This window comes from Pseudomonas sp. S2_B07 (assembly GCF_054668435.1).
The window spans coordinates 5961673-5976814 of record NZ_CP162769.1; the positions used below are offsets into that span (position 1 = coordinate 5961673).

Annotated in this window: 14 protein-coding genes; 8 read left to right on the forward strand and 6 right to left on the reverse strand. The window is 58.3% G+C overall.

Features of this window, described 5'->3' with window-relative positions; all coding sequences use genetic code 11:
• Positions 1-19 precede the first annotated feature (19 nt).
• Entirely contained in the window at positions 20-247 is a 228-nt protein-coding gene (locus tag AB4N43_RS27365) for a hypothetical protein (protein WP_032833628.1), read from the reverse strand.
• On the opposite strand from AB4N43_RS27365, the gene icd reads away from it, so the two are divergent.
• Positions 246-1502, forward strand: a complete 1257-nt coding sequence (gene icd, locus AB4N43_RS27370) for an NADP-dependent isocitrate dehydrogenase (protein WP_027925122.1) — start codon at positions 246-248, stop codon at positions 1500-1502. The two genes, AB4N43_RS27365 and icd, sit on opposite strands and share 2 nt — an antisense overlap.
• A 61-nt stretch (positions 1503-1563) precedes the next feature.
• On the opposite strand, the gene AB4N43_RS27375 is transcribed toward icd, so the two are convergent.
• Entirely contained in the window at positions 1564-1845 is a 282-nt protein-coding gene (locus AB4N43_RS27375) for a cold shock domain-containing protein (protein ID WP_027925123.1), read from the reverse strand.
• A gap of 225 nt (positions 1846-2070) precedes the next feature.
• Here AB4N43_RS27375 and clpS point away from each other — a divergent pair, with 225 nt between their 5' ends.
• From clpS to AB4N43_RS27390, 3 genes are all read left to right on the forward strand, one after another.
• Entirely contained in the window at positions 2071-2433 is a 363-nt protein-coding gene (gene clpS / locus AB4N43_RS27380) for an ATP-dependent Clp protease adapter ClpS (protein ID WP_027925124.1), read from the forward strand.
• A 30-nt stretch (positions 2434-2463) separates the two neighbouring features.
• Positions 2464-4734, forward strand: coding sequence for an ATP-dependent Clp protease ATP-binding subunit ClpA (clpA, locus tag AB4N43_RS27385; RefSeq protein WP_027925125.1), 2271 nt, complete (start codon positions 2464-2466; stop codon positions 4732-4734).
• Between the two features lie 728 nt (positions 4735-5462).
• Positions 5463-6991 (forward strand): IS3 family transposase gene (locus tag AB4N43_RS27390; RefSeq protein ID WP_256218453.1). Its coding sequence is split into 2 segments (ribosomal slippage): positions 5463-5922 and positions 5922-6991, totalling 1530 coding nucleotides; the frame shifts between segments, so codons are not numbered across the junction.
• 185 nt (positions 6992-7176) lie between these two features.
• On the opposite strand, the gene infA is transcribed toward AB4N43_RS27390, so the two are convergent.
• From infA to trxB, 4 genes are all read right to left on the reverse strand, one after another.
• A complete protein-coding gene (gene infA / locus AB4N43_RS27395; RefSeq protein WP_002553999.1) occupies positions 7177-7395 on the reverse strand; it encodes a translation initiation factor IF-1 in 219 nt (72 codons plus the stop codon).
• 100 nt (positions 7396-7495) lie between these two features.
• The gene (locus AB4N43_RS27400; protein WP_027925128.1) at positions 7496-8203 is read right to left on the reverse strand and encodes an arginyltransferase; all 708 of its coding nucleotides are present in this window, start codon (positions 8201-8203) and stop codon (positions 7496-7498) included.
• Between the two features lie 57 nt (positions 8204-8260).
• A complete protein-coding gene (gene aat, locus AB4N43_RS27405; RefSeq protein WP_027925129.1) occupies positions 8261-8941 on the reverse strand; it encodes a leucyl/phenylalanyl-tRNA--protein transferase in 681 nt (226 codons plus the stop codon).
• A 64-nt stretch (positions 8942-9005) separates the two neighbouring features.
• A complete protein-coding gene (gene trxB, locus AB4N43_RS27410) occupies positions 9006-9965 on the reverse strand; it encodes a thioredoxin-disulfide reductase (RefSeq protein WP_460152318.1) in 960 nt (319 codons plus the stop codon).
• Positions 9966-10273: 308 nt separating this feature from the next.
• Between trxB and AB4N43_RS27415 the strand changes: the two genes are divergently transcribed.
• The 4 genes from AB4N43_RS27415 to crcB all read left to right on the forward strand — a co-directional run bounded on the left by AB4N43_RS27415 (position 10274) and on the right by crcB (position 15128).
• Entirely contained in the window at positions 10274-12679 is a 2406-nt protein-coding gene (locus AB4N43_RS27415) for a DNA translocase FtsK (protein ID WP_027925131.1), read from the forward strand.
• 68 nt (positions 12680-12747) lie between these two features.
• A complete protein-coding gene (gene lolA, locus AB4N43_RS27420; RefSeq protein WP_027925132.1) occupies positions 12748-13371 on the forward strand; it encodes an outer membrane lipoprotein chaperone LolA in 624 nt (207 codons plus the stop codon).
• A gap of 60 nt (positions 13372-13431) precedes the next feature.
• Entirely contained in the window at positions 13432-14754 is a 1323-nt protein-coding gene (locus AB4N43_RS27425) for a replication-associated recombination protein A (protein ID WP_027925133.1), read from the forward strand.
• Positions 14754-15128, forward strand: a complete 375-nt coding sequence (gene crcB / locus AB4N43_RS27430; protein WP_027925134.1) for a fluoride efflux transporter CrcB — start codon at positions 14754-14756, stop codon at positions 15126-15128. Before AB4N43_RS27425 ends, crcB begins: the two co-directional genes overlap by 1 nt.
• Positions 15129-15142: the final 14 nt, after the last annotated feature.

The following is a 15142-nucleotide window of genomic DNA, read 5'->3' on the forward strand; positions in this document are numbered from 1 at the left end:
CTGGCAATCTGCCGATGGTTCATGAGTAAGGAATATCGTCCATTGGTCTAAAGGTCGCAGGGGCGAGTGGGGCGTAGAGTCGTTCGTCGTGCTCGACTTTGGCGCTTTTCCCTTTGCTTTCAGGCTTGTAGCCCGCGAGGAATGCAGCTTTGCGGCAGATGGATGGAACATAGGGTTTGCGCGCCGATTTAACTGGGTTACGCTCGAACGAAGCCAGATGTTCAATCCAAACAATGGAGTTCAGCATGGGATACAAGAAGATTCAGGTTCCAGCAGTCGGCGACAAAATCACCGTCAACGCAGACCATTCTCTCAATGTTCCTAACAACCCGATCATCCCCTTCATCGAAGGCGATGGTATTGGTGTTGATATCAGCCCGGTCATGATCAAGGTTGTCGATGCTGCTGTTAAGAAGGCTTACGGCGGCGAGCGCAAAATTTCCTGGATGGAAGTCTACGCCGGGGAAAAAGCGACTCAGGTTTACGATCAGGACACCTGGCTACCCCAGGAAACCCTGGACGCAGTTAAAGATTACGTGGTTTCCATCAAGGGCCCTCTGACCACCCCGGTCGGTGGCGGCATCCGTTCCCTGAACGTGGCCCTGCGTCAGCAACTCGACCTTTATGTGTGCCTGCGCCCTGTGCGCTGGTTCGAAGGCGTGCCTAGCCCGGTGAAAAAACCAGGCGACGTCGACATGACGATTTTCCGTGAGAACTCGGAAGACATCTACGCCGGTATCGAGTGGAAAGCCGGTTCGCCGGAAGCAACCAAAGTCATTAAGTTCCTTAAAGATGAAATGGGTGTCACCAAGATCCGTTTCGACGAAAACTGCGGTATCGGCATTAAGCCGGTTTCGCTGCAAGGCACCAAGCGCCTGGCGCGCAAGGCCCTGCAGTATGTGGTCGACAACGACCGCGACTCGCTGACCATCGTGCACAAAGGCAACATCATGAAGTTCACCGAAGGTGCCTTTAAGGAATGGGCCTACGAAGTGGCGGCTGAAGAGTTCGGCGCGACCCTGCTCGACGGCGGTCCGTGGATGCAGTTCAAGAACCCGAAAACCGGCAAGAACGTCATCGTCAAGGACGCCATCGCCGACGCCATGCTCCAGCAGATCCTGCTGCGCCCGGCCGAATACGATGTGATCGCGACCCTGAACCTGAACGGCGACTACCTCTCCGACGCCCTGGCGGCGGAAGTGGGCGGTATCGGTATCGCGCCGGGTGCCAACCTGTCCGACACCATTGCCATGTTCGAAGCGACCCACGGTACTGCGCCGAAGTACGCCGGCAAGGACCAGGTCAATCCGGGCTCGCTGATCCTGTCTGCTGAAATGATGCTGCGTCACATGGGCTGGACCGAAGCGGCCGACCTGATCATCAAGGGCACCAATGGCGCGATTTCCGCCAAGACCGTGACCTATGACTTCGAACGCCTGATGGACGGCGCGAAGCTGGTGTCGTCTTCCGGTTTTGGTGATGCGCTGATCTCGCATATGTAAGCGAGCCGGTACAAAAAAAACCGCCCTCGGGCGGTTTTTTCATGTCTGAATGCCGGTTGCGTCAGTTCGATACCGTCTCCTGCTGGGTGGCGGGAGCGACTGGTTCGCTCACTGACGGGGCGGCCCCAATGTTTACGGCGTGCAGTCCCTTGGGGCCTTGAACGATCTCGAAGTAAACGACCTGTCCGGCCTTGAGGGTCTTGTAGCCCTCCATCTTGATGGCCGAATAGTGGGTAAAGAAATCGATTTCCTTGCCATCCTCATCACGACCTTCTCTGGCGTCGGTGTTAATGAAACCGAATCCCTTGGCGTTGTTGAACCATTTCACCTTGCCGACTGCCATGCTCATATCCCTCTGCAACAGACTCCATCACTGGAGTATCATCCAGTACATCCGCAGTCTAATCTTGGAATTAAGATTGACTCCGCGGACCTTTTTTACCCACTGTGGGCTCTATTGGTTGTAACACCGTTTTCCCGATAGTCAAGGTGACCGGGCGGTCGGTGTTGAAATCGTCCCTGGGCGCCCCCACCACTGTATTAGCACAACTGACGAACCTTTCTTTCCATGCATGCAATCAGCCAGATTCGACTAACATTCAATCAGGATCATCCTGATTCACACGACGACGATTCAGCGGGTATTGCTGTTCAGGAGGCAAAGCCTGCGTTACAGGCGCCGCCGATGTACAAGGTGGTTTTGTTCAACGATGACTACACACCGATGGATTTCGTCGTCGAAGTGCTCGAGGTGTTTTTTAACCTGAATCGGGAGCTGGCGACCAAGGTCATGCTGGCCGTCCATACAGAAGGGCGGGCAGTATGTGGAGTGTTTACCCGCGACATCGCCGAGACAAAGGCCATGCAGGTCAACCAGTACGCCAGGGAAAGCCAGCATCCGCTACTCTGTGAAATCGAGAAGGACGGTTAATCGCCGACCACTTGGGTATGAGGTGAAGCTATGTTAAACCGCGAGCTCGAAGTCACCCTCAATCTAGCCTTCAAGGAGGCCCGTTCGAAGCGTCATGAGTTCATGACCGTCGAACATCTCCTGCTGGCCCTATTGGACAATGAGGCTGCCGCCACTGTTTTGCGTGCGTGCGGCGCAAACCTCGACAAACTCAAGCATGACCTGCAGGAGTTCATCGACTCCACCACGCCATTGATCCCTGTCCATGACGAGGATCGTGAAACCCAGCCAACCCTGGGCTTCCAGCGTGTACTGCAACGTGCTGTTTTTCACGTACAGAGCTCGGGCAAACGCGAAGTGACTGGCGCCAACGTGCTGGTCGCGATCTTCAGTGAGCAAGAGAGTCAGGCAGTGTTCCTGCTGAAACAGCAGAGCGTTGCGCGCATCGATGTCGTCAACTACATCGCCCATGGCATTTCCAAAGTGCCCGGGCATGGCGATCACTCTGAAGGTGAGCAAGATATGCAGGACGACGAGGGCGGTGAGTCTTCATCTTCAGGCAATCCTCTGGATGCTTATGCCAGCAACCTCAACGAACTCGCGCGCCAGGGTCGAATCGATCCATTGGTAGGCCGTGAGCTGGAAGTCGAACGCGTCGCACAGATTCTGGCGCGCCGTCGTAAAAACAATCCGCTGTTGGTGGGCGAGGCGGGCGTGGGTAAAACCGCGATTGCCGAAGGCCTGGCCAAACGCATTGTCGACAACCAGGTGCCGGATTTGCTGGCCAACAGCGTGGTGTATTCCCTCGACTTGGGCGCCTTGCTGGCCGGGACCAAATACCGTGGTGATTTCGAGAAGCGCTTCAAGGCGCTGCTCAATGAGCTGAAAAAACGTCCGCAGGCGATCCTGTTCATCGACGAAATCCACACCATCATCGGTGCGGGTGCTGCGTCCGGTGGCGTCATGGATGCCTCGAACCTGCTCAAGCCGCTGCTGTCCTCGGGTGATATCCGTTGCATCGGCTCGACCACGTTCCAGGAATTCCGCGGGATCTTCGAGAAGGACCGTGCCCTGGCACGACGCTTCCAGAAGGTCGATGTGTCGGAGCCTTCGGTGGAAGACACCATTGGCATCCTGCGCGGCCTGAAAGGGCGTTTCGAAGCGCACCACAACATCGAATACAGTGATGAGGCGCTGCGTGCGGCGGCTGAACTGGCTTCGCGCTATATCAATGACCGGCACATGCCGGACAAGGCGATCGACGTTATCGACGAGGCGGGCGCCTATCAGCGTCTGCAGCCAATCGAGAAGCGTGTGAAGCGCATCGAGGTGCCTCAGGTCGAGGACATCGTGGCGAAAATCGCCCGGATTCCGCCTAAGCACGTCACCAGCTCCGACAAAGAGTTGCTGCGTAACCTTGAGCGTGACCTGAAGCTGACCGTATTTGGCCAGGATGCCGCCATCGACTCGTTGTCGACGGCGATCAAACTGTCCCGTGCGGGCCTCAAGTCGCCCGACAAGCCTGTCGGTTCGTTCCTGTTCGCAGGGCCGACCGGTGTCGGTAAAACCGAAGCGGCGCGTCAACTGGCCAAGGCGTTGGGCATCGAACTGGTTCGCTTCGACATGTCCGAGTATATGGAGCGCCACACCGTATCGCGTCTGATCGGTGCACCTCCAGGCTACGTCGGGTTCGATCAGGGCGGTCTGCTGACCGAAGCCATCACCAAACAGCCTCACTGCGTGCTGTTGCTCGATGAGATCGAGAAGGCGCATCCGGAAGTCTTTAACCTGCTGCTGCAGGTCATGGACCACGGTACGCTGACCGATAACAACGGGCGCAAGGCGGATTTCCGTAACGTGATCGTCATCATGACGACCAACGCCGGTGCCGAAACAGCGGCGCGTGCTTCGATCGGTTTCACCCATCAGGACCACTCGTCCGATGCGATGGAAGTGATCAAGAAGAGCTTCACGCCAGAGTTCCGCAACCGTCTGGACACCATTATCCAGTTTGGTCGCCTCAGCCATGAGGTCATCAAAAGCGTGGTGGACAAGTTCCTTACCGAGCTTCAGGCGCAGTTGGAAGACAAGCGCGTGCAGCTGGAAGTGACGGACGCAGCGCGCGGCTGGCTGGCAGTGGGTGGCTACGACACGGCAATGGGTGCTCGTCCAATGGCGCGTTTGATCCAGGACAAGATCAAGCGTCCACTGGCCGAAGAGATCCTCTTTGGCGAGCTGGCCGACCATGGTGGTGTGGTGCATATCGATCTGAAGGATGGCGAGCTGACCTTCGAGTTCGAGACCACGGCTGAGATGGCCTGACGGCTGTTGATCTGTTGTAAAGCGAAAGGCGCCTTCGGGCGCCTTTTTGCTGTTTGGGGTTTGGGGGGGGGTGGGTGTATATCCGTTGGTGCGGTAACGGCGGCTGGCGGTTTCGCCCTTACGGCGACTCACTTTTTTTACAAACGCCTAAAAAAAGTAAGCAAAAAAACGCTTGCTCCTACGTTCGGCCCACTCGCTGGGGCTCGGGGTTCCTTCGCTCCGGGATCCATCCGGGGGGCATCGCCTCCGGTTTGCTTCGCTGCACCTCCTCTCGATGTGTTCGACTTCGTCGAACGGTCGCTGCGCTCCCACCCCGGATGAATCCCTCCCCTCAGCCTTCCGATGTCGCCCGTGGATCAAGATCAAGAGCTGCAGCCGAGCTAACGCTCATCCTGTTGAGTGGTGAGAAGCACATGCACACCCATCCCCTGTAGGAGCTGTCGAGTGAAACGAGGCTGCGATCTTTTGATCTTTCGCCCCTTCGGCAGGCCGAGCGTAGGTGTCCATCAGGGGGTTAGGCGGCACACATCGAGAGGAGGTCGTCGCGAAGCAGGCCGGAGGCGATGCCCCCTGATGGACACCGTAGCGAGGGTACGCGGAGCCTCAGCGAGGCGCCGTACGCCGGGGCGAAGACTTTTTGGTTACTTTTGAGGCGTTCCCTCCGTGTCAGGCTACCTGTCGCCCTTGTTGATTGACTCACTCATGCAAGAGGGCGAAGGTGTTTAGCAATGTCCAAGCGCTATAACGAAGACTTCAAAGATTGGGTCGTCCTGCAAATGATGCCGCCCCTCAATCGCTCAGTGGCGGAACTCGCCGTTGCACTTAATCTCACGCCTCAGTCACTGCGAAACTGGAGACAAATGGCTAGAGATAAAGGTTTGATCGTGCCGGGAAATGGCAAGACCAGTGATCAATGGTCCAGCGCCGATAAATTCAACGCTGTGATGGAAACAGCACCGTTGAGTGAGGTGGAAATTTCTCAATACTGCCGGCTCAAGGGCATCTACCCGGAGCAAATCCGTCAATGGCGCGAGATCTGCCAAAACGCCAATATTCTTGCTGATCTGAAACCCAATGTAGAGAAAACTGCCGAACAACGGCGGATTAAAGAATTGGAGCGTCAGTTGATCCGGTCAGATGCTGGGCGTGCTGAGGCGGAGGCTTTGCTGGCACTCAGAAAAAAAGCCAATGCGATCTGGGGCAAGGACAAGGAAGACTGATCGACGCCTTTGATCGCACGCAAGCCATGAAGTTGATTGCAGACGCGGTACTGAATGGCGCTCGTCGATATCGAGCGTGCAATGAGTTGGGGTTGAGCCTGCGCACAGTCCAACGCTGGCGACACACTGGTTGTGATCGACGACGACTGGCTCAACGGGCAGCTCCGGCTAATAAGCTCAGTGAGACGGAGCGCCAAGCAGTGCTTGATGCCGCCAATCAGGCTGGCTACGCCAGCCTCACCCCGTACCAAATCGTTCCTAAGCTGGCCGATGAAGGCATCTACCTGGCTTCGGAGTCGACGTTTTATCGTGTGTTAAAAACCGCCAACCAAAACGTGCGTCGTGGCAGAACCAAAGCCCCGAAACGCAGGGTGCTGACGACTCATCGCGCTGACAGCCCCAATCAGGTGTGGTGCTGGGATATCACCTGGTTGCCAAGTACCGTCAGAGGCCGGTTTTTCTACTGGTACATGGTCAAGGATGTCTACAGCCGCAAGCTGGTCGCCAATGAAGTACATGAGGTGGAGTGCGCCGAACACGCGTGCGAACTGCTCAGAAAGGGGTGCTTACGTGAACACACAGCGGGTCGCCCGCTGGTGCTGCACTCGGATAACGGGCACGTGATGAGAGGTTCTTTGTTGCGTGAAAGTATGGTTGCGCTGGGCGTCGAGCCATCCTTTAGCCGGCCTAGGGTGAGCAACGATAACGCTTATGCCGAGGCACTGTTCCGCACCGCTAAGTACTGCCCACTCTGGCCGGATCAACCTTTTGAAACGGTGACTGATGCAAGGCTTTGGGTGCAGAAATTCATCGAGTGGTACAACGAAGATCACCGCCACAGTGCCTTGAAATACGTGACACCAAACGAGCGACACGAAGGCAAAGCGACGGCTTTATTACAAGCTAGAGCAGCGCTTTATGAAGAGGCCAGGGAAGCGAATCCGAGCCGCTGGAGTACCAGGACACGCAACTGGAAGCTGGCAGATGCGGTGTATTTGAACCCAGAACGCCCTGAAGTTAACGGCGCAATGGGTTAGCAGCGGAAGTACCAAGGCGACAGGTACCTTGACACGTACCGCGTTTGTCAAAAGTGACTCGCTGTAAGAGCGAAACCGCCAGCCGCCGTGACCGCAGCAACGGATATACACACAACCCCCAAACCCCACCAAATCGCAGACAAACAAAAACGCCCGGCAGAGCCGGGCGTTTTGTATTGACTTGATTAGCGAGCGCGGTAAGTGATGCGCCCTTTGCTCAAGTCATAGGGCGTCAGCTCGACGCGCACTTTGTCACCGGTAAGAATACGAATGTAGTTCTTGCGCATCTTGCCGGAGATATGCGCGGTTACGACGTGCCCATTTTCCAACTCCACACGAAACATGGTGTTGGGCAGGGTGTCGACGACAGTGCCTTCCATTTCGAAGCTGTCTTCTTTCGACATGCAGTAAAGCCCTCGGTGTCCAATGAATGGCCCGGTGCAACTGCGCCAGGCAAAAGCGGCGTGCATTGTGCCCGAAAAATGGGGTTTAAGCCAAGGGGTTCTAGTTCAGGATGACCCAGCGTTGATTAATCAGCAGTTCGATAGGCCGATATTGGGTCTTGTAGCTCATCTTTTTGCAGTTTTTGATCCAGTAGCCGAGATAGACGGCCTCCAGTCCAAGGCGCCGGGTCTCGCCGATCTGCCACAGGATCGCAAAACGCCCCAGGCTGCGACGTTCTTCGGACGGTTCGTAAAAGGTGTAAACCGCCGACAGGCCGTTCGGCAGTAAGTCGGTGACGGCCACCGCCAGCAGCCGCCCTGCGAGACGAAATTCGTAGAAACGCGAGAACGGCAGATCCCTCACAAGGAACGTGGAGAATTGATCACGACTCGGCGGGTACATGTCGCCATCCGCGTGGCGCTGTTCGATGTAGCGCTGGTAGAGGTCGAAATACTCTTCGCTGAACTGCGCCCTGGCGGGGCGAACCTGCAGGTCGGCATTGCGTTTGAAAATGCGCTTCTGTTGGCGATTGGGGGTGAATTGCGCCACAGGGATGCGCGCCGGGACGCACGCGTTGCAGTTCTGGCAATGAGGCCGGTAGAGGTGGTCGCCGCTGCGCCGAAAACCCATTTCAGACAAATCTGCATAGACATGCACATCCATGGGCTGGCTAGGGTCGAGAAACAGGGTCGTGGCCTGTTCATCTGGCAGATAGCTGCAAGAGTGGGGCTGAGTGGCATAGAACTTCAAACGCGCCAACTCGGTCATGATCAACCCTCGGGAAAAAGCTTTGAATTAAGTGTAAGCCACCGGCGCGAAAGTCGCTCAGCAAACCCATGTGGCGCGGTTGGGTTGATCCAGGTGCTGCGCCAGGTAACCGGCGAATTCGCGGCGTGGGATCGCTCGTGCGCCGAGACTGTGCAGATGATCGGTCGGCATCTGGCAGTCAATCAGCACAAAACCCGAGTCTTTCAGATGTCGCACCAGTGTGGCAAAGCCAAATTTGGAGGCGTTGTCGGCGCGGCTGAACATGGACTCGCCGAAGAACAACTGCCCCATCGCCAGGCCGTACAGCCCGCCAACCAGCTCGCCCTGATCCCAGACTTCCACCGAATGCGCATGGCCGCGCCTGTGCAGTTCAATGTAGGCGTCCTGCATGGCCTGGGTGATCCAGGTGCCGTCGGCGTAATCACGCGGCGCGGCGCAGGCACGGATGACGGCGGCGAAATCCTGATCGAAGGTCACTTGATAGCGCTGTTGGCGCAGCAGTTTACCCAGGCTGCGGGAAACATGCAGTTCGTCGGGAAACAACACGGTGCGCGGATCCGGCGACCACCAGAGAATCGGCTGGCCTTCGGAGAACCACGGAAAGCAGCCATGGCGATAGGCCTGAATCAGACGATCGGCAGACAGATCGCCCCCGGCAGCCAAGAGCCCGTTGGGGTCGCGCATGGCTTTTTCCAGCGGGGGGAAGGTCAGGGTATTGCGTTGTAACCAAGTCAGCATGGCATCCGGGCTTGCAGAAGGGGAGGGCGGTGGCGGGCTGGTGGGCCCGCCGTAAAGTGTGCCGTTAAACGGTGGGAATGTCGTCGAGGTATTTTTCGGCGTCCAGTGCGGCCATGCAACCGGCCCCGGCGGACGTGACGGCCTGGCGGTAAACGTGATCGGCGACATCGCCGGCGGCAAACACGCCGGGGATTGCGGTGGCGGTGGCGTCGCCTTCGTTGCCGCTTTTGACCCGCAGATAGCCGTCGCGCATCGGCAGTTGATCGATAAACAGATCGGTATTGGGTTTATGGCCGATGGCGATGAACACGCCGGCCAGCGCCAACTCACGGGTTTCGCCGGTCTGGCTGTCGCGCAGGCGGGCGCCGGTCACGCCGCTGGTATCGCCCAGCACTTCATCCAGATTCTGATTCCAGTGCAGGCGAATATTGCCGTTGGCGGCTTTCTCGAACAGTTTGTCCTGGAGGATTTTCTCCGAGCGCAGCTTATCGCGACGGTGAATCAGATGGACTTCCTTGGCGATGTTCGACAGATACAGGGCCTCTTCAACGGCGGTATTGCCGCCACCGATCACCGCCACCACCTGATTGCGGTAGAAAAAGCCGTCGCAGGTCGCGCAGGCGGAAACCCCTCGGCCGGCGAACGTCTCTTCCGAGGGCAGGCCCAGGTATTGCGCCGAAGCGCCGGTGGCGATGATCAGGGCGTCGCAGGTGTAGGTGCCGCCGTCGCCAATCAGTTCAAACGGGCGCTGTTGCAACTTGGCGGTGTGGATGTGGTCGTAAACGATCTCTGTGTCAAAGCGTTCGGCGTGTTTTTGCATGCGCTCCATCAGCACCGGGCCGGTGAGCCCTTCGACGTCGCCGGGCCAGTTGTCGACTTCGACAGTGGTGGTGAGCTGGCCACCTGCCTGTATGCCGGTAATGACAACGGGTTTGAGGTTGGCGCGGGCGGCATAAACGGCTGCGCTGTAACCGGCAGGGCCGGAACCCAGAATGATCAGGCGTGAATGCTTCGCTTCGCTCATAAAAACACCTCATAAGCCTTTGTCACGAAAGAGAATGCATGCTCAAATTGGCCGCATATACCGGCACTTTTTGGCTATGCTGTACCCAGTGCCTCACGCATGTTATCGGGCGAACAAACCCGTACAATGCCTGCGTGCAAAGGGGGTTGTAACAAAATAAGCAGTGCTCACCATGTTTATAAAAGACGGGGTGCAGTGTTAAAAGTAGTCCCGGTTGCGCCTGTTCACTTTTTTACCTGCCTGGATTGGGCAGTTTTTTATAGTCATTCAACAGATGGACGCGCCTCGGGCGCAGGAAAAGAAGCGTTTTGAAGAAATCCACCGCAGCACCCAAAACAGTCGTTCCGCTCTGGCGCCAGCATTTGCACTACCGGCTCAAGGAAGGTGCATTGATCGCCATTGGCGCCTTGTGCCTGTTCCTGATGATGGCCTTGCTGACTTACGGCAAGGACGATCCGGGCTGGAGTCACAACAGCAAGATTGATGACGTGCAGAACTTCGGCGGTCCCGCCGGTTCCTACAGCGCTGACATCCTGTTCATGGTGCTGGGTTACTTCGCCTATATCTTCCCGTTGCTGCTCGCGGTCAAGGTCTATCAGATCTTCCGTCAGCGCCACGAGCCGTGGCAGTGGAGCGGCTGGCTGTTCTCCTGGCGCCTGATCGGCCTGGTGTTTCTGGTGCTGTCTGGCGCCGCCCTGGCGCACATCCATTTCCATGCCGCCACCGGCCTTCCGGCGGGTGCTGGCGGCGCTTTAGGCGAAAGCCTTGGCGACCTGGCGAAGAACGCGCTGAATATCCAGGGCAGCACGCTGCTGTTCATCGCGCTGTTCCTGTTTGGCCTGACGGTGTTCACCGACCTGTCATGGTTCAAGGTGATGGACGTCACCGGCAAGATCACCCTCGACCTGTTCGAACTGTTCCAGGGCGCGGCCAATCGCTGGTGGGCAGCCCGTACCGAACGCAAGCAACTGGTGGCGCAACTGCGTGAAGTCGATGATCGCGTGCATGACGTGGTCGCACCGACCGTCACCGACAAGCGCGAGCAGGCCAAGGTCAAGGAACGCCTGATCGAACGCGAACAGGCCCTGAGCAAGCACATGTCCGAGCGCGAGAAGCAGGTACCGCCGGTCATTGCGCCAGCGCCGCCGAAACCCGCTGCACCGAGCAAGCGTGTGGAGAAAGAGAAGCAGGCACCGTTGTTCGTCGACAGCGCCGTGGAAGGCACCTTGCCGCCGATCTCGATCCTCGACCCTGCGGAAAAGAAACAACTCAATTACTCGCCCGAATCCCTGGCTGCGGTTGGCCATTTGCTGGAAATCAAGCTCAAGGAATTCGGCGTCGAAGTCTCGGTGGATTCGATCCACCCGGGCCCGGTGATTACCCGTTACGAAATTCAACCGGCGGCAGGCGTGAAAGTCAGCCGTATCGCCAACCTGGCGAAAGACCTGGCACGTTCCCTGGCCGTGACCAGTGTGCGTGTGGTTGAAGTGATTCCCGGCAAGACCACCGTCGGTATCGAGATCCCCAACGAGGACCGCCAGATCGTGCGGTTCTCCGAAGTGCTGTCGACTCCTGAGTACGACAACTTCAAGTCGCCGGTCACCCTGGCCCTCGGTCACGACATCGGCGGCAAGCCGGTCATCACTGACCTGGCGAAAATGCCGCACTTGCTGGTGGCCGGTACGACCGGTTCCGGTAAGTCGGTGGGCGTGAACGCGATGATCCTGTCGATCCTGTTCAAGTCCGGCCCTGAAGACGCCAAACTGATCATGATCGACCCGAAAATGCTTGAGCTGTCGATCTACGAAGGCATCCCGCACTTGCTGTGCCCGGTCGTGACCGACATGAAGGACGCGGCCAACGCCCTGCGCTGGAGCGTGGCGGAGATGGAGCGGCGCTATAAACTGATGGCGAAGATGGGCGTACGAAACCTGTCCGGCTTCAACGCCAAGGTCAAGGAAGCCCAGGACGCCGGCACGCCGCTGACCGACCCGTTGTACAAGCGCGAAAGCATTCACGACGAAGCGCCGCTGCTGACCAAGCTGCCGACCATCGTCGTGGTCGTCGACGAATTTGCCGACATGATGATGATCGTCGGCAAGAAGGTTGAAGAACTGATCGCCCGTATCGCCCAGAAGGCCCGTGCTGCCGGTATTCACTTGATCCTGGCGACCCAGCGTCCGTCGGTGGACGTGATCACCGGTCTGATCAAAGCCAACATCCCGACGCGTATGGCGTTCCAGGTGTCAAGCAAGATCGACTCCCGGACCATCATCGACCAGGGCGGTGCCGAACAATTGCTGGGTCACGGTGACATGCTCTACATGCCACCGGGCACCAGTCTGCCGATTCGTGTACACGGCGCGTTCGTGTCCGATGACGAGGTTCACCGCGTGGTGGAAGCCTGGAAACTGCGCGGCGCACCGGAATACAACGACGAAATTCTCGCCGGTGTCGAAGAAGCCGGCAGCGGCTTTGAGAATGGCGGCGGTGGTGGCGACGATGATGCTGAAACCGATGCGCTCTACGACGAAGCGGTGCAGTTCGTCCTGGAAAGCCGTCGCGCGTCCATCTCGGCCGTTCAGCGCAAACTGAAAATCGGCTACAACCGCGCCGCACGCATGATCGAAGCCATGGAAATGGCCGGGGTCGTGACGTCCATGAATACCAACGGTTCGCGTGAAGTCCTGGCGCCTGGCCCGGTACGCGACTGATTTGCTTTGAAGCAGGGTGGCGCAGTGACGCGCCACTCGCACCCCCCACGAATATCAAGAGGACTCCCATGCGTCTTATCCGCATGTTGTTGCTGCCGGTTCTAGCTTTGACCACGCTCTCGGCCCACGCCGATGACAAGGACGTGGCGCGCCTGACCCAATTGCTGGAAAAATCCCAGACATTGACCGCACGTTTCTCCCAGCTGACGCTTGATGGCAGCGGCACCCAGTTGCAGGAAACCGCTGGTGATATGTCGTTGCAGCGCCCGGGTCTGTTCTACTGGCACACCAATGCGCCGGCTGAACAAACCATGGTGTCCGACGGCAAGAAGGTCACCCTGTGGGACCCGGATCTGGAGCAGGTCACTATCAAGACCCTCGACATGCGTCTGACCCAGACCCCGGCGCTGCTGCTGTCTGGTGATGTGTCCAAGATCAGCCAGAGCTTCGACATCAGCGCCAAGGAAGCCGGCGGCGTGATCGACTTCACCCTGAAGCCGAAAACCAAAGACACCTTGTTCGACAGCCTGCGTCTGTCGTTCCGTAACGGTCTGGTCAACGACATGCAACTGATCGACAGCGTCGGTCAGCGCACCAATATCCTGTTCACCGGTGTGAAGGCCAACGAGCCGATCCCGGCGTCCAAGTTCAAGTTCGACATCCCTAAAGGGGCGGACGTGATCCAGGAATAAACCGCAATACCTGTAGGAGTGAGCCTGCAGTGTTCAAGTAGTGAGGTTTCGCAAGTCGTGATGGACCTGTTTCGCAGCGCCCCGATTGCTCAGCCCTTGGCCGCCCGCCTGCGTGCGGCCAATCTGGACGAGTACGTCGGTCAGGAACACCTGCTCGCTCGCGGCAAGCCTTTGCGTGAAGCGCTGGAGCAGGGCGCCCTGCATTCGATGATTTTCTGGGGCCCGCCGGGCGTGGGCAAAACCACCCTGGCGCGGTTGCTGGCGGAAGTCTCGGATGCGCACTTCGAAACGGTCTCGGCGGTGCTGGCCGGCGTGAAGGAAATCCGTCAGGCGGTGGAAATCGCCAAGCAACAGGCCGGGCAGTACGGCAAACGTACGATCTTGTTTGTCGACGAAGTTCACCGCTTCAACAAGTCCCAGCAGGACGCGTTCCTGCCGTACGTTGAAGACGGCACGCTGATTTTTATCGGCGCGACCACCGAAAACCCCTCGTTCGAACTCAACAACGCCTTGCTCTCGCGGGCCCGCGTCTATGTGCTCAAGAGCCTCGACGAAGCGGCACTGCGCAAACTGGTGCATCGCGCGCTGACCGAAGAGCGTGGGTTGGGCAAGCGCCAGCTGACACTCAGCGATGAAGGCTTCCAGATGCTGTTGTCCGCCGCCGATGGCGATGGCCGGCGGCTGCTCAATCTGCTGGAAAACGCCTCGGACCTGGCCGAAGACAACAGCGAGATCGGCGTCGATCTCCTGCAAAGTCTGCTCGGCGATACCCGTCGGCGTTTCGACAAGGGCGGCGAAGCGTTCTACGACCAGATTTCCGCGCTGCACAAATCGGTGCGCGGCTCCAACCCGGACGGCGCGTTGTATTGGTTCGCGCGGATGATCGACGGCGGTTGCGATCCGCTGTACCTGGCCCGGCGCGTGGTGCGCATGGCCAGCGAAGACATTGGCAATGCCGACCCGCGCGCCCTGAGCCTGTGCCTGGCGGCGTGGGAAGTGCAGGAGCGCCTCGGCAGCCCCGAAGGTGAATTGGCGGTGGCCCAGGCCATTACCTATCTGGCCTGCGCGCCGAAAAGCAACGCGGTGTACATGGGCTTCAAGGCCGCGATGCGCAGCGCCACCGAGCACGGTTCGCTGGAAGTGCCGCTGCACCTGCGCAATGCCCCGACCAAATTGATGAAGCAACTCGGCTACGGCGACGAATACCGTTATGCCCACGATGAGCCGGATGCCTACGCCGCGGGCGAAGACTACTTCCCGGAAGAACTCGAACCGCAGCCGTTCTACCAGCCAGTGCCGCGTGGCCTGGAATTGAAGATCGGCGAAAAGCTCAATCACCTCGCCCAACTTGACCGTCTAAGCCCTCGGCAGCGGAGAAAATAGTGATTCCATTGGTCATCGCGGTGTCCATCGGCGGTGTCGCCGGCACACTGTTACGTTTTGCTACCGGAAACTGGATCAACGCTAATTGGCCGCGGCACTTCTATACCGCGACGCTGGCCGTTAATATCGTGGGCTGTTTGCTGATCGGTGCTCTATACGGTCTTTTTTTGATTCGTCCGGAGGTGCCGCTTGAGGTGCGTGCCGGGTTGATCGTCGGCTTCCTCGGAGGGCTGACGACTTTTTCATCCTTTTCACTGGATACGGTGCGCCTGCTGGAAAGCGGGCAAGTGCCGCTGGCCCTGGGCTATGCGACGCTCAGCGTATTCGGCGGGCTGCTTGCCACCTGGGCCGGCCTGTCCTTGACCAAACTTTGATAAACGAGAAACCG

Coding starts and splice junctions, on each gene's coding strand:
- icd (WP_027925122.1), top strand. CDS start 246: ATGGGATACAAGAAGATTCAGGTTCCAGCAGTCGGCGACAAAATCACC.
- AB4N43_RS27365 (WP_032833628.1), bottom strand. CDS start 247: ATGCTGAACTCCATTGTTTGGATTGAACATCTGGCTTCGTTCGAGCGT.
- AB4N43_RS27375 (WP_027925123.1), bottom strand. CDS start 1,845: ATGGCAGTCGGCAAGGTGAAATGGTTCAACAACGCCAAGGGATTCGGT.
- clpS (WP_027925124.1), top strand. CDS start 2,071: ATGCATGCAATCAGCCAGATTCGACTAACATTCAATCAGGATCATCCT.
- clpA (WP_027925125.1), top strand. CDS start 2,464: ATGTTAAACCGCGAGCTCGAAGTCACCCTCAATCTAGCCTTCAAGGAG.
- infA (WP_002553999.1), bottom strand. CDS start 7,395: ATGTCGAAAGAAGACAGCTTCGAAATGGAAGGCACTGTCGTCGACACC.
- AB4N43_RS27400 (WP_027925128.1), bottom strand. CDS start 8,203: ATGACCGAGTTGGCGCGTTTGAAGTTCTATGCCACTCAGCCCCACTCT.
- aat (WP_027925129.1), bottom strand. CDS start 8,941: ATGCTGACTTGGTTACAACGCAATACCCTGACCTTCCCCCCGCTGGAA.
- trxB (WP_460152318.1), bottom strand. CDS start 9,965: ATGAGCGAAGCGAAGCATTCACGCCTGATCATTCTGGGTTCCGGCCCT.
- lolA (WP_027925132.1), top strand. CDS start 12,748: ATGCGTCTTATCCGCATGTTGTTGCTGCCGGTTCTAGCTTTGACCACG.
- AB4N43_RS27425 (WP_027925133.1), top strand. CDS start 13,432: ATGGACCTGTTTCGCAGCGCCCCGATTGCTCAGCCCTTGGCCGCCCGC.